The organism is Nocardia sp. NPDC019219 (genome assembly GCF_040632645.1).
GTDB lineage: Bacteria > Actinomycetota > Actinomycetes > Mycobacteriales > Mycobacteriaceae > Nocardia > Nocardia sputorum.
The window spans coordinates 1-21,829 of record NZ_JBEYCG010000032.1 but is presented as its reverse complement, the minus strand read 5'-3'; the positions used below and the strand labels follow the sequence as shown (position 1 = coordinate 21,829).

At 64.7% G+C, this 21,829-nt stretch carries 12 protein-coding genes and 1 pseudogene; 9 read left to right on the top strand and 4 right to left on the bottom strand.

The annotated features are described in order from the left end of the window. Window positions 1-705: UDP-glucose 4-epimerase GalE (gene galE, locus ABZ552_RS33930; protein ID WP_357441928.1), on the top strand; the 705-nt coding region annotated here is incomplete at its 5' end. 671 nt (window positions 706-1,376) lie between these two features. Here galE and ABZ552_RS33925 read toward each other — a convergent pair. After that, window positions 1,377-1,754, bottom strand: a complete 378-nt coding sequence (locus tag ABZ552_RS33925; protein ID WP_357441930.1) for a transposase — start codon at window positions 1,752-1,754, stop codon at window positions 1,377-1,379. Window positions 1,755-2,026: 272 nt separating this feature from the next. Here ABZ552_RS33925 and ABZ552_RS33920 point away from each other — a divergent pair, with 272 nt between their 5' ends. The 3 genes and pseudogenes from ABZ552_RS33920 to ABZ552_RS33910 form a co-directional block, all read left to right on the top strand. Then, window positions 2,027-5,623, top strand: a complete 3,597-nt coding sequence (locus ABZ552_RS33920) for a P-loop NTPase fold protein (RefSeq protein ID WP_281918467.1) — start codon at window positions 2,027-2,029, stop codon at window positions 5,621-5,623. 209 nt (window positions 5,624-5,832) lie between these two features. Then, a complete protein-coding gene (locus tag ABZ552_RS33915; protein WP_281918466.1) occupies window positions 5,833-5,976 on the top strand; it encodes a hypothetical protein in 144 nt (47 codons plus the stop codon). A gap of 245 nt (window positions 5,977-6,221) precedes the next feature. Next, window positions 6,222-6,326 (top strand): annotated as a pseudogene (locus ABZ552_RS33910) (excalibur calcium-binding domain-containing protein); the annotation flags it as partial. An 85-nt stretch (window positions 6,327-6,411) separates the two neighbouring features. On the opposite strand, the gene ABZ552_RS33905 reads toward ABZ552_RS33910, so the two are convergent. Further along, on the bottom strand, window positions 6,412-8,106 hold the full coding sequence (locus tag ABZ552_RS33905; protein ID WP_281918465.1) for a recombinase family protein: 1,695 nt from the start codon (window positions 8,104-8,106) through the stop codon (window positions 6,412-6,414). Between the two features lie 754 nt (window positions 8,107-8,860). Here ABZ552_RS33905 and ABZ552_RS33900 point away from each other — a divergent pair. Then, window positions 8,861-9,421 (top strand): nuclease-related domain-containing protein, encoded by a 561-nt coding sequence (locus ABZ552_RS33900; protein ID WP_281918464.1) that lies wholly within the window; start codon window positions 8,861-8,863, stop codon window positions 9,419-9,421. A gap of 135 nt (window positions 9,422-9,556) precedes the next feature. Then, window positions 9,557-10,729, top strand: a complete 1,173-nt coding sequence (locus tag ABZ552_RS33895) for an ATP-binding protein (RefSeq protein ID WP_281918463.1) — start codon at window positions 9,557-9,559, stop codon at window positions 10,727-10,729. Window positions 10,730-10,757: 28 nt separating this feature from the next. Here the strand turns inward: ABZ552_RS33895 and ABZ552_RS33890 are convergent, their stop codons facing one another. Continuing rightward, window positions 10,758-11,333, bottom strand: a complete 576-nt coding sequence (locus ABZ552_RS33890) for a recombinase family protein (RefSeq protein ID WP_281918462.1) — start codon at window positions 11,331-11,333, stop codon at window positions 10,758-10,760. 339 nt (window positions 11,334-11,672) lie between these two features. Between ABZ552_RS33890 and ABZ552_RS33885 the strand changes: the two genes are divergently transcribed. Both ABZ552_RS33885 and mobF read left to right on the top strand, forming a co-directional pair. Then, a complete protein-coding gene (locus ABZ552_RS33885; RefSeq protein ID WP_281918461.1) occupies window positions 11,673-12,923 on the top strand; it encodes a DNA sulfur modification protein DndB in 1,251 nt (416 codons plus the stop codon). Between the two features lie 432 nt (window positions 12,924-13,355). Then, entirely contained in the window at window positions 13,356-18,107 is a 4,752-nt protein-coding gene (mobF, locus tag ABZ552_RS33880; protein ID WP_281918460.1) for a MobF family relaxase, read from the top strand. Window positions 18,108-18,235: 128 nt separating this feature from the next. On the opposite strand, the gene ABZ552_RS33875 is transcribed toward mobF, so the two are convergent. Continuing rightward, window positions 18,236-19,582: a phosphomannomutase/phosphoglucomutase gene (locus ABZ552_RS33875; RefSeq protein WP_281918459.1), complete on the bottom strand. Its 1,347-nt coding sequence runs from the start codon at window positions 19,580-19,582 to the stop codon at window positions 18,236-18,238. A 337-nt stretch (window positions 19,583-19,919) separates the two neighbouring features. Here ABZ552_RS33875 and ABZ552_RS33870 point away from each other — a divergent pair, with 337 nt between their 5' ends. After that, window positions 19,920-20,993, top strand: coding sequence for a helix-turn-helix transcriptional regulator (locus ABZ552_RS33870; RefSeq protein WP_281918458.1), 1,074 nt, complete (start codon window positions 19,920-19,922; stop codon window positions 20,991-20,993). Window positions 20,994-21,829 lie beyond the last annotated feature (836 nt).

The following is a 21,829-nucleotide window of genomic DNA, read 5'->3' as shown; positions in this document are numbered from 1 at the left end:
CGCGCCTCCCTCGCCCTGCTCGACGCCATACACACCGCCCACGTCAGCCGACTCGTCTTCTCCTCCACCGCCGCCGTCTACGGCGAACCCACCCAACTCCCCCTGCTGGAAACCTCACCCACCAACCCAGTCAACACCTACGGCGACACCAAACTCGCCATCGACAAAGCCATCACCACCTACACCCGCGCATCCGCGCTCGGCGCGATATCCCTGCGCTACTTCAACGTCGCAGGCGCCCACGACTGCGGCGACGGCACCATGATCGGCGAACGCCACAACCCCGAAACCCACCTCATCCCCCTCGCCCTCGACACCGCGCTCGGCCACCGCGACAAACTCACCCTCTACGGTGACGACTACCCCACCCCCGACGGCACCTGCATCCGCGACTACATCCACATCACCGACCTCGCCCACGCCCACCTCCTCGCCCTCAACAACATCCACCCCGGCGAACACAAGATCTACAACCTCGGCAACGGCATCGGCTACTCCAACCTCCAAGTCATCCAAGCCATCCGCAACGTCACAGGGATCCCGCTCGACATCGAGACCGCACCACGACGACCAGGCGACCCCGCAACCCTCTACGCCTCCTCCGAACTCGCACAACGCGAACTCGGCTGGACACCACAAAAACCCGGCATCACCGACATCGTGCGCGACGCGTGGAAGTTCCACAGTCAGCATCCGTTGCATTAGCCACAATGCGTCGGGGGTCACAGGCCGATCGCCTGTCCCGACGGCTCCGGGCGGGACGCAATTTTCCCGCTCGAAGCGTGGGGTAAGCGCGGGGAGGGTCAAGTTGGTGCCACCCCGGGCGGCTGGTCATCGCTGGCCCCGCGCTGGGGCCAGCGCGGGTTCGGTCAGGGGCGGGTCGCTGGCCCGGCCATCAGGATTATTCGATGCACGGACCCCGCCAGTGTCGGCGGCGGTGCACCGATCCCACGAGGGTCTCGGTGAAGACGATGGCGTCGTCGGCGCTCTCGGGCAACAGGTAGTGCGCCTCGTCCTTGGGTGCCAGGACGCGGCGGCCGTACGCAGTTGGCGGCCCGCCGCGACCGGGGGTTCCGCCGCACTACAACGATTCGGCATGACCCTACGAGACACCCACGGCCGCGCCCGCTGACCGCCCCTTGTCGCTTCCCGCGGGGCGCCGAAGACTCGTCGCAAGAGCGACGAATCCGGCCCAGGTCTCAAAGCAGAACCGCATCTTCGGCCTTCAAGGTTGGCTCTGTCCATCATTTGTGACCGCAGTTGTCCACGAATCGTGACAGCACCATCGATCAGCGTCAGGCGTTGTTCACGAACGCCGACGGCACCGCCTGGCGGGCACTGGCACGCCCGCCCATCGGCACTACAGGGTTTGGCGCTCACTTGACGTCAGGGACCTCCGCCGGACATGGGTGGCGATGGGTGGAGCTGTGCGGGTGCCGATTTCGGCCAGGTCTGTGGCCCTGGTGATGGGCTCGAGAGGCAGTGGAATCCACCGAGACGGTCCAGCCGATATCGGCACCAGCGTCGGCCGCTACCTGAACTGCGACGAGGATGCGTTCCCAGGTGCCGTCCACGGCCCACCTGATCAGGCGTTTGTGAGCGGTCTGGAATGAGCTGAGCTCGTCCGGCAGCTCTCGCCAGAGCAAGCAGGTGCGGTACCTCCACGCGATGGCTTCCAAGGTTCGGCGGTGATCGGCCCATCGTCGACCGCGGACCGGATCGGTCGGCATCAGCGGCTCCATCCGGTCCCACATCGCATCAGTGATCACTAATCGGACGGACATATCCGATCAACTGACCGACAGATCAAAGAGACAGGCTCTAGACCGCCAACGTCAGCCACCTGCAACATTGCGACCGGCACCCCTGGGCGGTGTTCAATGCCATGATCCATCACGGCGATGCTGCAGTAGCACCGAAAGACCCGGAAGGTAACGCGGCTCCACCGGAGGCGATGGGTGTGTAGTCCGATTTCTCGCGTCCAAGCCGAGAAAGGGGCACTGCGTGATGGAGGATCGACGTGGCTATGGGTGAGCACACCGCCGGATCGTTGCTGTGCGCTGGCGACTTGGTCACCGACGCGGCGCTTGAGGTCGACGATCACGACGCGTTCGATCACCGTGCGATCGCTCATCGCATCGCGGAGTTGGTGTGCGTCGCGACGCCACCCGTCAACGTCGCGCTGTTCGGCGCATGGGGTTCGGGTAAGTCGAGTGTTTTTTCCACGGTGAAGGACACCGTCGAGAGCCGTAGCCGCACAACACGCGTAATCCGATACGACGCATGGAAATACGGTGGCAAAGCACTCAAACGCAACTTCATCGCGAGTGCAGCCCACAGCTTGTCCATCAATCCCAACGACTTGCGCATCGATCTGCACAACCAGAAGGAGTTCAACGATTTCAACTTGCTGAGATGGCTGTGGCGCAGCCGCGGCAACCTCGTCGTCGGTATTGCCGCCGCGGCGATATTCGCGCTGGTGTGGGGCCTTCTCATGACCGTTGTCACCGTCTACGCCGCGGACATCTCCCGACGTGAAGCGCTGATCAGTAATCTCGTTCCCGCTGGCACCGTCTTCTCGCTGGCGCTCATAGCGTTGTTGGTCGGACCCAAAGCCCTCGAATCCGCCAACGTCAAGATCAGCACGCCAGCTCCGGTCGACGACGATGAGTTCGCGACCGCCTTTCAGGAACTGGTGCAGAAAGCGACCGGCGGCAAGGGACGTTTGGTGGTGTTCATCGATGAACTCGACAGGTGCTTGCCCGAGGATGTCGTTTCCACGCTGATCGATCTGAAGACCTTTCTCGATCAGAGCAGGTGCGTCTTCATCGTCGCCGCCGACCGCGAGGTCCTGGTTCACGCACTGCAGAAGGTGCCGCAGGCCAAGCCCCTGCGAGAAGACGAACCGTATTACGCCACGCCAGGAGCATTCCTGGATAAGATCTTCCAGCACCAACTTGCTCTGCCGCCCTTGCGGCCGCAAGCGCTGGGAAGGTTCGCTCGTGAACTGGTTCATGACCACGATGGCATCTGGGCCGAACTTCGAAGTGCCGGCAATGGCGACCGCGAATTTGACCTCGTGATTTATTCGCTGATTCCCGCTCACGTGCGTAGCCCACGCCGTGTCAAGGTCCTTCTGAACGCCTTCGCAACCAATATGCGCGTCGCACAGGCTCGAAATATCGACCATCTCGCTCGTGCTGCCGAGATCGCGAAGCTCACTGCGCTGCAAACGGAGTTCCCCGCCGTAGCCGCGGATCTTCTCACGGTGCCACGCCTGTGCTCATGGCTGCTGAACCCGCCAAGCGACCTCCCTGACGGGGTGAGTACGGTTCTCAAACGCTATGAGGTAGCCGAAATCGCAGCGGTGCCGCTGCCGGGCAACGGCGATGCTCAGAGTCCGGCGGGCCCTTTGCTGGGAACCGCACTGGAGGCCGGTGACAACGACACCCGTGCTGCTCGCCGAGCGGAGAACCGACTCAACCTGGAACTGTGGGCATACCTCCGCAAGACCGCCGCCGTCGGTGTCCACGATCCACGCCCGGAACTGCTGTACCTCAAGGGCGCTGGCTCCGAGCAAGGGATAACCGATCCGCAACTCGGTCACATCATTGATTTCGCCGGTGAGACGCCACCCCAGGACACCGTTGCTGCCTTCGCCAGTCAGCCCCCGGGCACCCTCCGGATCGCCGCTGTTCTCATGGCGCAGCATTCCGACGCCGAATTCGGTCCTTCCAAAGCTTTTCTCGTCGAATCGGTGTGCCGGTTGGCTACGAAACTCGGCGGTGAAGAGCTCGCACCGATTGCCGCACAACTCGCGCCGAGCGTCGCGGTCATGGCAGGTGATCCGGATTGGACACCGCGGATGCTGCCGGGCAGCGTGCTGATCGCTGCTACCGCTGACGACGCAGGAATGCTCGACAAGCTGACCGATCTTCTCGGACAGGCCGATCCCGAACACCTCGGCCAGATTGTGCCCGCACTCGCGCACCTGCGAAACGGCGGGCACCGAGACCGCCTGCTGTCATATATCGCCCGCACCTACCCCGTCGACCCCCAGCCGTTGCTTGATGGTCTGGCCGACCTGCCAACAGCGCATGCCACCGCTCTATGGCGCGCCGCCAACCCAGTCGTCATAGAGCACTGGCACGAACTGGACATTCCGCCCGAGCCGCCCAGAGCAGCGGTCACGAGTGCAGCCACACCGACGGAGACGCCGACACCGAACACCGAAACTGTCGACGAACTCGTCGCTGAGGTCGCCTCGCTGCTCGAAGCGGTATGTGCCCGCAGCGAGCCAGCCGCACAGCTGATGTCCGATGTCCTGCTGGCCGTCCAGCAACTCGCATGCGACGACCCTCGACTGCATACCACCATCCGTCGCTCCGCGGATCACATCCTGCCGCTGCTCACAGATCCGCAAGCCCGACAGCAGCATGCCCTAAGAGGGCTGCACCGCGGCTTCGTCGATGACATCGACTTCTGGGCAAGCTTCCTGCCTACACCCCCTGCGCAAGCCGATCTCGTCGCACGCGACGCCGTGGCGTCCCTGCTCAGCGTGATCGTTTCCGAGCCAGCCGACGTCACCGCAGATATCGCCGCAGTCATCGGGTCGGTGGCTGCTTGCGCCCCAGAAACTACTGTCGCTGACATCATCGCCGACGCTGAAACCGAACTGAAACCGCTCGACTGGGCCGGATCCGACACACTCGCCCGCCGCAAGCACTACTACGCCGCGCTGGACGAACTCGCGAACCGTGACGAGTCGGCTCGCGACATCCAGGCTCATGACCTCAGCTCGGCAGTCACTGCAAACGCCTACTCGACCAGCGTTGTCGATCAAGTCATGCAACTGGTTCCCGCACTTGAGCCCTCCGTCGCAGACCAAATTCGCGACAACCTCAGGCAACCTGACCCCCTACAGCCCACTGCCATCGGACACACCAGGGTCTACCTTGCGCTGACCCACCACACCGGTCATCCGCCGCTCCCTGCCGAGCTCATCGCCGCCATCACCACGACTGGACCCGACCATCAGCGACTGACCGAGGAATGGTTGGCAACCTCACCGGCGCATACTGAGGTCATCACCGCTATCTCGGCTCTGACGTCCTACTTCCCTAGCCAGGCACTGCGTGACTACAGCAGTTCCTTGACACTAGAGCGCCGCACCGAGTTGTGGATCCAGGCGCGGGGAAACGGCGTACCCGCCGACGTCTCGAAAGCCATCGGTCAGGCCGGCATCGGCGCCGATGCCGTCCGGTTCGTCTCCCGCCGCATCGAGGATGAGACCCGTCAGGCCGAGCGCAATCGGATTCTCGACTATATCCTCGCCGTGCCGTTAGACCCGTCCGCCGTGGCCGCCGCCAACGAGTTGACACTGCAGCTGCTCGGCCGCGACTGTAAGGGCGACGCCAGACTTGCCGCGCAGCTCATCACAAGAGTCGGCCCGGCTCACGGCTACAAAGAGAAACTGCGTAGCCAATTCCGCGCATACGATCAGGCCGAAACCTTTAACACCGCTCTCCGCAATGCCCTCGTCGATCAAACGCTTCTGGCGCCCAAATCTGAGGTTGCCAAACGTGGGACGCTGCAGCGACTCCTCGACAATCTCAGCAGATGAACGCGCCCATAGAGGCTTTCATTTCACGCGATTGCCGAAATGCGAGGGAGCGATGAAGCGTTCGGCGGTGGAGGTGTTCGAGCCGCCGATCCAGGTTTTTGGCGGAGTGCCCGGATCCGCCGACGACAGTGATCATTGTTCGACTGTGCCGCGCAACTGAGCCGCTGTTCGAACCACTGGGCCAGCCTCACGAATGGAATACCAGGCTGGTGAGCAAAGCCCGTGGCGGCGGCGTGGTCGCCTGGCAGTTCTGCTCGGTCCAGGGCTGGTGGAGCGTGTTCGGCAAGAGACTCGTCATCGGGGTGGTCAGCCTGGCCCTGCTGAGCGTGGGCCCGCCCGTCCTGGTTGTCTAGCAGCCGTCGTACTCGCACGGCGTGGGCGGCAGCGGAACCGCGGCGACCTGCATGTGTCCACCGGCACATGGTTTCCCGCGCCTGTCCGCGCCTCGGCGGCCGGCACCCACATGACGATTTCGCGAGTCGGGAGCGTCTTATCAGCACGCTCACCCGACCCTACGCGCCACGTACATGAAACAGCGATCGAACACCAGCAAGACGTGCCCGTCCGACTGTGCGGGACATTCGCGCTGCCTCAGCGTCACTACTCCAAGTGCGCCGCCGCGAAGGCCGCGGGTGCCGCGTCGCTACAACCCGGCTACAGATCAGAACTCGACCGCGATAAGGACGGCATCGCCTGCGAATAAGGCAAACCGACGCTGTTTGTGCTGGCGTGGCACAGGAAGTGCAGCAGGACATCTGCTCACCGCTTCCGCAGGTCGATCTCTGTGGTTAGCGCATGTATCCCCCTCCGGACACAGACACTACGCACACGGGTGGTTGTGGAGCAGTTTCTGCCACGACCACCCGTTTTTCGTGGTCGTAGGTGAGCTTCAGGCCGAGTTGCCGGTAGACCTCGAGTCTGTCGGTGGGGTCAGCTGCCTTCAGTATGTGAACCAGGCCGCCCAGTGAGGTCACAAGCTGGTGGATCTCCTCCTTGTTGAAGTGGTGATCCGAGCGTTGCTCGGCTTCCAGCGCGGTGAGCTGTGCCGCGGTGGCCTGGCGTTCGCGTTGGACCTGCTGGGTCCAGCTCGCCACAAGGGCCGGGTCGGTGCCCGCTTCCAGTGCTGCTCGGTACCGGGACAGTTTGCGGTCGTGTTCGGCAAGCGATCGTCGTGCACTCTCGATGGCGGGCGTGTTGTCGGTCTGGGCACCTTCGAGCATGGTCAGCGAATGCTCGATCCGGTCGGGGTGGAATATCTCGGCCAGCCATGCATCGATCGGGCCGCTGAGCTGGTCTTCGCGCAGGTAGACGGTTGTCGGGTGGTCGAGCTTATTGGCGAGGGCGTACTCGGAGGGATACCGGCAGCGGTAGTGCGGCAGCCCGTGGTTCCAGTTGCCTTGCATGCGGCGTCCGCAGGCATCGTGGAACAACAGTCCCTTGAAGGCGTACGGGTGCTGACGGCGGGTCGTGGTTCTGCCCGTCGATTGCGGGCCTCGGGCGGCGAGCCGTAGTTGTGTCTGCTCGAAGGCGTCTTTACTGATGAGTGCGCTATGGGCAGGTTGGTCGGAGTAGACCCACTCTTTCTTCGGGTTCCACGCCAGGCGGGTGTGATGGCCCAAGGCGACGTCATCGACGTCGATGAGGGACTCCTGCTTGCGCTGCTTGTTCCATACCTCGTAGCCGGTGTAGCGCGGATTGCCCAGGATGGCGCGCACCGCGCTCTTGGACCATGCGGCGCCGGAGCGATGGCTGTTGCGCCTGCGGTCGTAGGCCGACGGGCACAAGATGTTGTCGGCGGTGAGGCGTTGCGCGATAGCGAAAATCCCTATGCCGGACAAGTACTCGCTGAAGATCCGTTGCACCACCGGCGCGGTGACAGGGTCGGGTTCAAGGGTATGCAGCCGTTTACCGTCGGCGGCTTTGCCTGGATTGGGATGGGGCCCGGCGTCGGCGAGGCGATACCCGTAAGGTGGCCGGCCGCCGAGGTAGCGGCCCTCGACTTGCGCTTGCGCGGCCATGGCGGCGCGGACGCGGATCTTGATGCGGTTGCGTTCGCCTTTGGACATGCCGCCGAACACCGACATGATCAGATCGTGTGCTTCGGAGTCCGGGTCGATCGGACCGCCGACCTCTGGCACCCACAGCTGTACGCCGTAGTGAACGAAGACCGGAAACGTCAGCCCGAACTGGTTGCCGTAGAACGCTCGCTGTGGTTCGCCGATCACAACCGCGTCGAACCCTCGCTCGGGTTCTTTCAGCAGCTCGAGCAGCCGCCCGGCTGCGGGGCGGCGCTTCCACGGGATCGACCGCGACTGCCCGATGTCGAAGAACTCGACGACAATCTGCCCGTGCTGACCGACCAGAGCGTTCGCTCGCCCGAGCTGCCAGTTGCTTCGGGATCTTGCTGGTCCTCGGTGGAGACCCGCCCGGCGAAAGCGAACCTGATCATTGCTGCGATTCCTCCTGCTGGGTGAGAAAGACATCGGCGTTCGGCGGTAACCCGGTCGAACTGCCTTCTCCTCGCAAGTTGAGAGGGAGGGAGTCGGCCGTGGTGTTGATGTTGGACTCGGTCGGGGACTATCGACGGTCTCGCCACGAGTCTCGCGGACGTGTCGGAGAATGATCTCTAGCAACACTTTAGCGGCTATGGAGGTGAGCTGAGGCGGGTCCTCTGGAACGACGACGGTGACCTCCTCCGTGCGGCTTCGAGCAGCGTCATCATGCGCGCTGCTGCGATCAGAGCGCACAGCGCACGTCCTGGGCTACGGTGGCCAACTGGTAGCTGTCCGTTGACCACCGGTACCTCGCTCTGTACTGACCAGGAACCGCGCGCGGCCGGGCGCAGTCGTCCCTCCGCCAATAACAAAGGACTGGCGCGCTGGGATCCGCAATCGCAAACGATGAGAGCGCTGGCGCGGGAGATGAAGGCCAAGGACGAGCTCGGGCGACAAGATGACCAGTAGGGAGCTGACCATGGAGATCGAAAGGCATGGTTCCTCCAGGCCTGCCGATTCTCCCGCCTTCCATGAAAGCCGAAACACGGCGATTTCGCCACCACCTGTAGCCGATGATCCGTCGGAGCGCCGACAGATGTGAACTCGTGACAGCCAGCCGACAGCTCCGTTCTCTGTCCGCTAACAATGGAAGTAGCTGCAATGCAATACAACTCGTCGCGCGTACCGGTGCGGTTCGGGCAGATACCCCGATAGGGCAGGCGGGTGGTCAGGGGAGGTCGTTGTGCTGTTGCTGGTCAACCAGGACGTGGAGTTGTCTCCCGCGGAGCAGCGGTTCGCCGAGTGGATCCAGTGGAGTCCAGCGCAGCCGGGGGTGGCGCTGCTGAAAGTCGATGTCCCCGCCAAAGGGCGTACCCGCCAGCTCGACGCGGTGATCTGGACGCAGCAACGCTGCATCGTCATCGAGGTCAAAGGCTTCCGCAGCCGCCAAGACGGGACGCTCGTGGTCCCGCCCAACGGTCCATGGCTGATGAGCGACGGCCAGGTCGCCGACATCTACGGCAACGGCTACGACCACAACCCGATCAAACAGGTACGCACGAACACCCTCGCGATGAAGAACTGGGCCAGCCAAGTCACCCACCGCAGCTGTTTCATCTACGGCCTGGTGCTGGTGATGCTGCTACCCGGCCAAGACGTTCCGGCCCTGGACACCCACGCCCACCCCGAGAAAACCGACATCATCATCGATGACTTCGACGTCTTCCGCTACTACCTGCACCGCCTCCTCCGCTACGCGCTGCTGCGTCCGGGCCATCGACGATCGGCCCGACAACCGGCCTGAGTAGAGGGGGGTTGAGGTCGATGAGCGGTAGGGGTTTGTCGGGGTAGTGGAGCATGATTGGGCGCTATGCCAACTTCCTATTACCTCGGTCCTCGGCAGCCGCGGTTCACTCCGTCGGGGTGGACGGATATCGAGATGGCGTCGAACAGCGGCTTGTTCGAGGAAACGCAGTGGTTGGAGCGAAAGAAGGACATCCCGCCGACGAGTGGCCCGGCCAATCTGGAGCTGGCCCGAGATCTCGCTTCGTTGAGCGTTGACGGTGGTGTGCTGATCGTGGGGATTGCGGACAGCCGGAAAGGTATGCCGGGCACCGTCACGGGCACCGTTGAGACAGACCTCGCCGATCGAATCGCTCAGGTCGCCCGGGGGCGTGTCTCACCGCCACTGCATGTAATGACCGATCGTTTCGCCCATCCCACCGACCCCACGCGTGCCGTACTGGTGGTGACGGTACCCGCCTCGGCCGATGCTCCGCACATGGTCGACGGGTCGTACTGGGGCCGCAGCGAGAACGGCAAGTGCAAGCTCAGCGACGGCGACGTACGGCGCCTGCTCGGTGACCGACAGGCACGAGCTGCCGGGTTCGAGGACCGGCTCGCTGCGGTGGAAGACGATCTGAATATCCGACCGACCAACCCCAAGGTCAGCTGGATGCACCTGCTGCTGGAGCCGACCGCTCAGCCGCAGTCACCAATATCGGAGACCTTGGACAATGTCGGGTTGATCGAGTTCTTCCAGAGGGCGACCCCTCAGAACATGCAGGGCCAGTACGGCCTGCGCTCGCTGATCCATTCCGTGCCACACCCCGACGGGTGCTTGGCTCGCACCTGGAACGACGACACCGATTCCTGGGCTGATGAGCGCTGCACTGTCGTGCTGATCGAGGACTCCGGCGCGTGGAAGCTCAGCACCGGCAACACGATCTCCCCAGTCGGAAGCTCCGGCGATCGGGACTCGGGCGCGACCGTTCTGCGAGCCGCCTCGATGCTGGAGAAGATCCACACGGTGTTCACGGCCGCCGCCTACCTCTCGACGGAGTTGTGCCCGATCAACAGCGACTGGACGATCGGTCTCAAGGTGGGCCCGCTGCTCGGCATCGAACCCGTCGAGAACCACTCCGGCCGGTACTACGGTGGTCGCCGCTACCCGAAGGGGCACTATGTCGGCGTAATCTCGTCCACCACGCAGGAGCTGGCCGCGCAGCCGGCGGCCGTGGTCGGGCGCCTGACGGGCAACTTGTTGCGCGGGTTTGGAATCAAAGACAGGTACCTGCCCTACGAAGACCTGTCCGACCTGTGGAGTCGATAGCCACCGGCGGCCGTCGTCGCGCGGGGTGTCACGCGGAGCGGTCGAGGTGCCGGTAGATCGTCATGCGTGATACCCCGAAGGTTTCGGCGATCTGGGCGACGGTGTAGTGGCGTTTGCCGTGCTCGTCGGACTCGTCGTACATCTCGCGAGCCTTGAGGACCTGCAACGGTGTCAACGCCGCCGGCCGACCGCCGACCCGGCCCCGGGCGCGTGCGGACTCAAGTCCTTCCAAGGTGCCCTCGCTGGTGAGGTCGGCTGTCATCTCGTCCATGGCGGCGATGACGTGGAACAGGAACCGTCCGGCGGGGGTGGTGGTGTCGATGCCCTGTTTGAGCACGACCAGGTCGATTCCGCGTTCGTCGAGTTGGGCGGCGAGTTCGGTCATGTGCCGCACCGACCGGAACGGGCGCGACAGCCGGGTGATGACCAGTTCGTCGCCCCGGCGCAGAGGTTCGAAGCATCTGTCCCATTCCGGGCGCCGCGCCAGCTTGCTCGATGCCTTGTCCACCCAGATCCGCTCGCACCCGGCCGCGGTGAGCGCGTCGATCTGGGAGTCGGCTTTCTGTCCCCGCCTGGAGACCTGCGCGTATCCGAACCGAGTCACGCCCGGAACTGTCCCGCAAAGGGCCGACAGGTCCGGTTTCGTCTCATAGATTCCGCACACGGGTTGTGACCCGTCTTGCGGTTTCGGCGACCAGCGGCTTCGCGAATCCGGTGCGTTGGGCCGGATCTGGGACAGAAACGATCGTTTTCGCTCACGGCAGACACACACCCCGCCCGCCGTGGGCCCGCTCGCGAGCCTCTTGTTCCCGATCGACCGCGAAAACGCAGATAGCTGAATGATTCTCGCGATAAGATCTTGTGGTCATTTAAGATCTTTTTCCGCTAGATTGAACTTCAATCGAGTGAACATGATCTTAATCAGGGAAATAAGGGGCAAAGCATGACGCAGGCTGCACCTGAGATGCAGATCGACACCGGCCGGATCTCCGGCCCTCGCAGGGAGAGCACCTACATCGCTCAGCGTTCGTTCCAGGGGGGCCGCGTCGTATACAGCGTCCGCATCCCGCTCACGAACCTGGACCTGATCCTGACACTGCCGAACCCGGATGAGCCCGATCCGGACAACCGCAAGGTCGACGGCCGCCACGCCAAAGCGTTCGGCGAGTACATCGCCCAGCAGGAAACGTGGGTGGCCCCCACGCTACTGGCCCGGGACAACGGCGGCTGCACGTTCAAGGAGGCTCCCGGCAGCGAGGGCAGACTCGGTTATCTGACCGTCCCGTGGGCCGTCGGCTCGCTGTCGCCGTTGTCCACCATTGACGGCCAGCACCGTATCCTCGGCGTACACAACGCTATTCGCGAGCTCGGCGAGCAGATTAAGAAGATCGACCGGGAGATCACGAAGGCGACCAGGGCCGACAAGATCGAGAGCCTCACCGCGAGCCGGGACAAGCTGAGCGCACAGCTCAAGCGGCTGGAGAACGAGTCGGTCGGCGTGGACATCTACGTTGAGCCGAACAACGTGCTGGCCCGCCAGATGTTCGTCGACGTCGCCGATAACGCCAAGGGCATCTCCAGTGCGCTGCGGGCACGCTTCGACAGCAGCAAAGTTGCCAACCGGATCCTCGACAGGGTCGTCAACCACGCCCTGCTCAAGGGCAAGGTGGATCTTGAGCAGGACCGCATGACCTCGAAGAACCCAAACCTTATGGGGGCGAAGCACGTCGCAGACCTCACTCGCGGTGTCGCCGTCGGCGTGGCGGGCAGGATCGGGAAACAACGCGAACGCGAGCTGGCTGACGAGACCCTGGTCGAGCTGGTACACGGCTACCTCGACTGCCTCGCCGAGGGATTCAAGGACCTGGCTGCCGTTGCCGAAGGCACTCTCAAGCCCATCGACCTGCGCTCTCAGTCGCTGCTGGGATCCGTCGGCATGCTGCGCGTATTGGCCGGTGTCTACCACGAGCTGATGGAGAATCACGACGCCAATGACGAGGACATCGTGGCGTTCTTCACGAAGCTCGACCCGCACATGAACGCCCCCGTCTCCGATACCAGCATCTGGCGCAAGACCGAAGCCAGCACCGACTTCGAGGTCAACGCCTCGGCCCCGGTCATGCGCACGCAGAATCTCCTGCACCTGGTCAAGATCATCGTCGGCTGGTACAAGAACCCGCCTGCCGCATTCTGACGGACCATGCGAGCTCGCTAGCCACGCAGCGAGCACTTCGTGATGGTGATGGCCCCGCTGTTCAGTGGGAGCTATCACCATCACAGCGTTCGTTCGACGGGCCATGCCCACCCGCAGCTCCATCCTGGGGCCAGGGCAACCTGCCCACACCGGACGCGCCGCATCGCCCACCAGGACAGCACTGACCAGTAGGGAAACTCGTAGCCCGATCTGAAACTTCCACTGACATTCCGATGCTGCCTACTACTGACACAATCTGCGGTTTCCGCACCTCAGGCCACTGACATTTTTATGCGGCCTCTCACCGCCCCTCCCACTGAACTAAAAGCCACTACCAGCACAAACAGATAGATTTCGTCACACCTCATGCTCCCTGGTTGCGAAATCATCACGGCCAGCTCGTAATCCGGGACGCGTACGGTGGATTGTGTGATGTCACTGGCGAAGCTGGGCAGTGGCGACGGCTACACCTATTATCTCCGCTCGATCGCCACGCAGGACGTGAACGATCGCGGTCCGCAGGACCTTTCGACCTACTACAGCGAGCGCGGCGAATCCCCCGGTCGCTGGCTGGGTTCCGGGCTGCCGAACGTCGGTATCGCGGTCGGGGAGGCGGTGACCGAAGCGCAGATGCGGGCGTTGTTCGGTCACGGCCTGCATCCGAACGCCGAGGCGATGATCGCCGCCGAAGTGGAAGCCCTTGCCGCGGAGGGCATCTCGAGCCGTACCGCGCGGGCGCACGCGGTACGTCTGGTCCGGCTTAGTGCCCCGTTCACGAAACACGTGGTGGCAGAGTACTCCTACCGCTACGAGCGGGCCCACGCGTATGCCGCCTACAACGCCGAGCACGGCCGCGTCCACTACGCCCCGATCCCCGCTGAGGAGCGCAGCCGCATCGCCACCGACGTTGCTGGGCGCATGTTCGCCGAGGAATACGGCCGCCCACCCCGCGACGACCGGGAGCTGTCGGGCTGGGTGGCTCGCGCCAGCCGAGCGCCGTCGAAGCGGGTTGCCGGTTTCGACCTGACGTTTTCGCCGGTCAAGTCGGTGTCGACGTTGTGGGCGCTGGCCCCGCGGGAGGTGTCGGAGAAGATCGAGGCCGCCGTGGATGCCGCCCTGCGGGATGTGCTGGTCTATCTGGAGGAGCACGCGGTGTTCACCCGGGTCGGGCGGCACAGCCGTCGCCAGGTCGACGTCGTCGGTGGCCTGATCGCCACAGCCTTCCAGCATCGCGATAGTCGCGCGGGAGACCCGAATTTGCACGTCCACGTGGTGATCTCGAATGCGGTGAGACGCCATGACGGGCAGTGGGGTGCACTCGACGGCAGGATGATCTACCAGCACAATGTCGCCGCGTCCGAGCTGTTCAACACCCGGCTGGAGCACTACCTCGAGCAGTCGGTCGGCGTGCAGTTCGCCGAACGCCACAGCAGCAGCCGCCGCCGGCGCGGGAAGCGGCCGGTACGGGAGATCGTCGGCGTCGAGGAGCGCCTGGCCGAGGAATGGTCGAAGCGATCGGCCGCGGTGGACGCCGAGCTGACCAAGCGCACGACGCGGTTTCAGGCCGAGCGTGGCCGCGAACCAACACCGACTGAGCTGCACAACCTCGCCCAAGAAGCCACCTTGAAAACCCGCGGCCACAAGGTGTCAGCCCGCTCGCGTGCTGAGCAACGCGCTGATTGGCGACGTGATGCCATGCAACTGCTCGGCGGTGAGAGCGCGGTCGATGCGATGGTCGCGACCGCCCTAGGACAGCCGATCCCGCAGCGGGAGATCACCGACGCCGCGTGGGTCGCCGCGACCGCCGCACGGGTCGTGGAGGTGGTCTCCGATTCTCGGGCGACCTGGCAGTTCCGCCACATTCGCGCTGAAGCCACTCGCCAGCTGCGTGGCAGCGTCGACCCGGCCGACTGGCACACCCTCATCACCCAGGTCACCGACGCCGCCTTGAGCGAGCCGCGGTCGGTCCCCCGCGGCACACCAGAGGCCGAAGACATCGCACCCACGGTCGAGGCACTCACCCGCCGCGACGGAACCAGCGTGTTCACCACCTTCGGCTCCCAGCTCTTCACCAGCCCCCAGATCCTCGCGGCCGAGGAACGCCTGATAGCGGCAAGCCTGCTCGAAGGCGGGCGCACTATCCCGGCGGCCGCGGTGGATGCCGCGATCATCGAGCACGCCGCCAACAACAACGGCCAGGTGCTCAACGACGGCCAAGTTCAGCTGCTGCGCGAGTTCGCCACCTCCGGACGACGGTTCCATGTCGCGATCGCCCCGGCCGGGACCGGGAAGACCACTGCCATGGCCGCGCTGGTGCGCGCCTGGACCGCCGAAGGTGGCACTGTGCTCGGGCTGGCACCGGAAGGACCGGCCGCCGGTGTCCTGGGCAGCGAGATCGGCGCGGACTCCAAGACCGTGGACATGCTCGTCACGGTGATCAACGACCTCCGGTCGGGCGAGCGGGCCCTCGACGACGCGCCGGACTGGGTGCGGGCGATCGGACCCCGCACCCTCGTCGTATTGGACGAGGCCGCGAAAGCACCCTCTTTGAAACTGGATTCGGCCGTGTCCTGGCTGATCGAACGCGGGGCCAGCGTGCGCGCGGTCGGTGATGACCGGCAGCTGTCTTCCGTGCAGGCCGGCGGCGTGATCCGCGACATCGTCCACCACGCCGGAGCCGCCACCCTCACCAGCGTGGTCCGCTTCGACAACCCGAGCGAGCGCGCCGCCAGCCTCGCCCTACGCCACGGCGATACGGCCGCGATCGCGTTCTACACCGACCGCGGCCGCGTCCACGTCGGCACCCTCGGTGCTGTAGTGCACGCCGCGTACCGGGCCTGGCGGGTCGACTACGCCCAAGGCCGCGACGTCGCCCTGCTGGCGCCGACCAACGAGCTGGTGCGCCAGCTCAACGCCCTCGCCCGCGACGAACGCCTCCGCCGCGAAGGCCTGCACGGACCGGGAACGCTGCTGTCGGACGGGCTTTCGGCATCTGTCGGGGACATCATCACCACCAGGGAGAACAACTATCGGCTGCGGATCTCGCAAACCGATCACGTCCGCAACGGCTACCGCTGGAAGGTCCGTGCCGTCTACCCGGACGGGCGGATCACCGCTACCCACATCGGATCCGGCCGCAAAGTCACCCTGCCCACCGCTTACGTGCGTGAATGCGTCGAGCTCGGCTACGCCCGCACGATCAACTCCGCCCAAGGGCTGACCACCGACACCTGCCACGGCGTGCTGACCGGCAGCGAGGACCGCTTCCAGCTGTATGTGCTGGCCACCCGCGCCCGCGCTGGCGGACACCTCTACCTCGCCACCGCAGGCGACGGCCAGGACGCTCCCGCCGAGACGTGGAACGCGCTGCACCCACCGACCGCGATCGACATGCTCACCCAAATCCTCGGCCGCGACAGAAGCCAAGTCTCCGCGACCACCCAGGCCCGCCAAGCCGCCGACCCCCAACGCCAGCTCGCCGGACTCGTCGACGCCTACCTCGAGGCACTCGCCACGGCCGCCGACACACGGCTCGGCGCCGAGCACCACACCACTATTTCGGCAGCCGCCGAACGCTTGATGCCTGGCCTCACCGATGAGGCGGCATGGTCCGTGCTGCGCCAGCACCTGGCCATGCTCACCCTGGCTGGGCACGACCCGATCACCACGCTCACCGACGCCGTCACCGCACGCGAACTCGATACCGCCGACGACAAAGCCGCCGTACTGGTGTGGCGGATAGGCCACCACACCATCGGCGGCCCGCTGGGATGGATCCCGGTGATCCCAGCCGTCCTGCGCGACGACACCGACTACGGTCGGCACCTTCAATACCGCGCCGACCAGATCAAGGACCTGGCCGCCCAAATCAGCGCCACCGCCCACACCTGGACACCCGAAACCGCACCAATGTGGGGGCGACAGCTCGTCGAACACGACCCGAACCTCACCGCCTCACTCGCGATCTGGCGGGCAGCACACGCGGTCCCCGACCACGACCGCCGCCCGACCGGCCCCGTGCAATACCCAGTCGACGAACGCCGCACCCAGCTCGAACTAGATGCCGCAGTGCGCTCGCGTCTCAGAGACCTCGACACCAACACCCGCCGCTGGACCCCGCTGGGCCGAGAGGTCGATGAGCGGATCACCACAGATCCGTACTGGCCACAACTCGCCGAGGAACTGTCCCACGCCGCCGCCACCGGCCTGGACGTACCGACCGCCGTCCGCACCGCCGCCGCGCAGCGCCCGTTACCGGACGAACAGCCCGCGGCCGCGCTGCGCTGGCGACTGGTCGAGATGCTCGAGGACGCGCAGCGCCGCGAAGCCGACAAACTCTCCCGCGCTGTCTCTGAACTCCGGGTCGACCGGCGGCGGAGGATGAGCGACGCCGAACTGGAAAACGAGATCCAGTCCGCACGTTTTGAATTCGACCTCGACCCGATCCTGGACATGGGTCTCATAATCGAACGTGGCCAGCGACATGAGCGCGGCAACGACGCCGACGTTGTACGCCGCGCCCACGCAGAACTCGATCAACACGCGCTGGCAATCCGTGCCGCACGCGAAGCACAGGCCGCGGTCGTGGCCGCCGAGCACGCCGTCTCCATCGCCCATCAGAAGCAGGTGACCATGCAGGACAGCCCACCCAAGATCCCGTGGTGGCGCACCGGCACTGACACCGCACGCGCCGTCCGCGCGGAGCACGCTTCCCGCGTCGAGCACCTGCGCCGAGCCGTCAGCGATGCCGAGAACGATCTGCTTGCCGCCCGCGAGGCCGCACGCCGATCTCGGGCCGCGGTGCCCTTCGCGGAGGACGCGTGGGACTCGACAGTTCAACGTGCTGACAACCATGCCGCGCGCGCCGCCGAGCTGGCCGCCGCGGAGCAGAGCGACAGCGCCTTTGCACATCAGCTGGCGCAGGCGGAACGACGCTCGCTTCGCGAGGAGCGTCAACTCGACGACGCGGTCACTGAACAGCAGCGCCGCGCGCAGCTGACACCGGAGCAACGCGACCTCGAAGACCGCGCCCACCGCTATCTCGACCACAATGCTCACGACGAACCGGAGTTGGCGCAGGCTCCCACCGCTGCCGAAACCCAGATGAGCGGCGAGGAGCCCTTCGACGCACCGGAATTAGGTCTTGACTACGGTTACAGTCACGAACACGACTACGGGCTGTAACACAGTCGGCCCCAGCTCCGAGCAGACCAGATTCGTCGACACGTGCTGGTGCCGCCGATCGCTCGCCGTTCAACACCGAATGCCTAGTGAAGCCCCGCCGCTCCGAAAGTCTTGCTATAGCAGGGTAGTCACCGCCAGATGAGTGCAAGCACATCGTCCCGAAGCCGTGCCATAGTGCGTTCGTCCGGTGCTTCGACGTTCAGGCGAAGCAGAGGCTCGGTGTTGGAGGCTCTGAGGTTGAACCACGCCCCGCCAGGAAGCTGGACGGTGAGCCCATCGAGTCGGTCGATCTCGGCATCGGCGAACTCCTGCTCGACATCCGCGAGCACCCGGGCGCCGTCGCTTGCTGTGGTATTGATCTCCCCTGATGCGGCGTAGCGGTGGTATCGGGAGATCAGCCGGGAAAGTGATTGATCCGTGCTGCCGAGAGCAGCCAAGACGTGGAGCGCGGCGAGCATTCCCGTATCAGCGTTCCAAAAGTCGCGGAAGTAATAGTGGCCGGAATGCTCACCACCGAAGATGGCGTCACGTTTGGCCATCAGGCTTTTGACGTGTGTGTGCCCTACTCGCGTCCGCGCGGGTTGCCCGCCGTGTTCGGCGATGATCTCCGGCACTGCGCGGGAGGTAATCGCGGTGTAAACGATCGTCGAGCCCGGAGCCTTTCGCAGTTCTCGGCTAGCGATGAGCGCGATGATCGATGACGGCGAGACGGGTGTACCGGTTTCGTCGACGACGAAGCAGCGGTCAGCGTCGCCATCGAAGGCCAGTCCGATATCCGCGCCGACGCGTCGAACTTCTGTCTGAAGATCAACCAGATTGGCAGGGTCGAGCGGGTTCGCCTCATGGTTAGGGAAGGTGCCATCGAGTTCGAAGTACATCGGTACTAGCTCCACCGGCAATCCATCGAAGACGATCGGAACCATCTTCCCTGCCATGCCGTTTCCCGCGTCCACGACTGCCTTGAGAGGTCGGATGCCGGACATATCGACCAGTTCCCTGAGGTACGCGGCGTAGCGGTAGGGCAGGTCGTCGCGGTTGATGATTCGGCCTGTCGCCCCGCCGTACGGCGGGATGCCGTGGTGGACCATGTCTCGAATGTCATCGAGTCCGCTGCCCCGCCCGACTGGCACGGCCCGAGGGCGGCACAATTTGATGCCGTTGTAGGGGGCAGGGTTGTGGCTAGCTGTGATCACCGCGCCGGCGACCTTGAGGCGGCCCGCGGCGAAGTAGACGAGATCAGTTGAGCCGAGCCCGACATCGATCACATCCCCGCCCTGGCTGATCACGCCCTCGATCAGCGCCGCAGCGTACGATTCCGATGATGGCCGCATGTCGCGCACGACGGCGACCGTCGTATTCACCAATCGTGCGAACGCCGCGCCGATCTCCCGAACGAGGTCTTCATCGAGATCGACATCGACGAGCCCTCGCACGTCGTACGCGGTGAAGATTCTCGACAGCTCACGCTCCATCATCAGTTCTCCTCGCCTGTGCGGCATCGCCGAACGAACACCATGGCACGGGTCCCCGGGTATCGGGCATCCCGGCTTCCGTCCTGGAGCAATTCCGGCGGCGTGCGCGGCACGACCGGCGCTCCACTCTGCATCAGTCAACAGCTCTAGTGACTGAGAAACACCCTGGTCCGCTTATGGTTGTTGTCATCGAAACTCTGCGAGGATCTGACATGTCACACTCCTCGATGATCGGTCGGCGCCCTATCGGTGCAGGTCTGTTCACCCGAGTGGAACGGTGCGACGAGTCGACACAGTGTTTCGGCGTTGCCTGTGCGTTGCCTATTCAGGGGGTGGTGTCATGCTGGTGACAGGACAGATGCTCAGGGATGCGCGTGTGGCTGCGGATATCTCGCTGCGGGAGATGTCGAAGAGGATCATGCTGGACAAGGGGTACCTGAGCCGGGTCGAAACAGCTCCAGCCGGCAAGGCAGCCCCTGACTGGATCGTTGACCGATACGAGGAGCAACTCGGAGTGGACATTCGCCGTCGCACATTGCTCGGTGGTTTGGCAGGTACCGTCGTCCCCGGCCTGGTCACCGATGCTGTCCGGCGCATGTTCGAAGACGACGTCATGCCGATCGGCATCGACGCCTGGACCGCCCGCATGGAGCAGCACGCGGCCGACTGCATGACCGTCGGTGCAGCTGAGATGCAGTCGCGCATCGCCGCAGACCTGATTGTCTTGCGTCCCCAGCTGTTGTCTCGCCAGATGTGGGCCATCGCCGCCCGCCTTATGGTGCTACACGGCGCGCCGCTGTCAGACGTGGCTGACGGGCAAGCGACCGCGCGTTGGTACCGGGCAGCGGTGACCGCCGCCGACCGATCCGACGACACGGCCACCCAGGTGTGGGTGCGTGGACGGTCGGCGTTGAATATGGCTCATCCGACCGCAGCCCTGTCCGCATGTGAAGAGCTGGCGGAGGCAGGCAGCCAGATCTCCCAGGCGCCCACGGTCGGGCGCCTGATGTCACTCATTTCGCTCGCCAACGTCCACGCTCTCAACGGCGATGAATCAGCCGCTCGAACTGCACTCGAGGACGCACAGCGTGTCTTCGACTCGGTGGGCACGACCGACGAGGTCTCCGACTGGGCGATGCCGGAGTGGCGGATGAACGTCGACATCTCGCTGGTGCTCGCCCGACTCGGCGATCAGACCGCCGACCGGGCTCAGCAGGAGGCTCAGCGGACCATGCCCGGCAGATTCGCCCGCTACGCCACCCACCTGGAAATGCACCGCGGACTAGCACTCGCCAAGTCCGGCGGCCGAATGGAAGGCGTCGCTCACGCGCGCCGAGCGCTGAACGACCTGTCGGTCGATCGCCACAGCGTCGCGTTGCGCCGCCTCGTCGCCGAAGTTGCCGCCTGTCGATAGGCAACGGGTAGGCAACGCCGAAACCGTTCCGCCCCTTGTTATTTCGCCATAGCGTCGGAGACACCCGACGCCGGGTCGATGCCGGTCCCTCGTACCGGCACACCGACCAGTGGTGAGCCGTGGTTGGTGGCGAAAGCCCCCGGCGTCGGGTGTTCCGACGGCGAGAGGCAAACCAATGGCCGTTTACGGCAGCGAAGAGACAGACGCAACTCGAAGACAGATCTATGACTCCCTGCTTGCCTGGTGTGACCAGCTGGGCATGACAGAACAAGCCGCGCGGATGCGTGCCGCGGGTCCGCCTCCGCCTCAGGAGGGCGACAGCGATTCCGGCTGGGCCACGCACCAGAAGCACCGCACCACCTCGGCCGGTCCGCGGTCCGCGCAGGTCGAAGAACCTCGGGACGAACGACCTCGGACGAAGCGAAGCTCGCAGCATGCTGGACGGACGGGTGGGCAGATATGACCGGATCCGTCCCCGCCGCGTGCAAGCGCCTTCTGGAATACGCACCAGCGTGATTGCCCTCTTCCGGACGAGTTCTTTGTGGAGATGCGCCCTGTGGGCGGTGCGCCGCGCACCCAGCCCGTGGTAGCGCGTGTGTTCACCGCATGCCGCACGGTGGGATGGAGGCCCATGCCATGACGCGGAGTGACCGCACAATGCTCACCGAACGAGCCGACATACGGTCAACACCACCGGACTATCGGTCGGTAACGGACGCTATCCGAAATCCGTTTCGCGACTGTCAGCGCTCTTCGAAAATCCGGCCACCGGCGCTCTTTGAAAATCGGCCACCCATCCACGATCGGAAGGGTGATCTCAGTGCAGGAATGGGCGC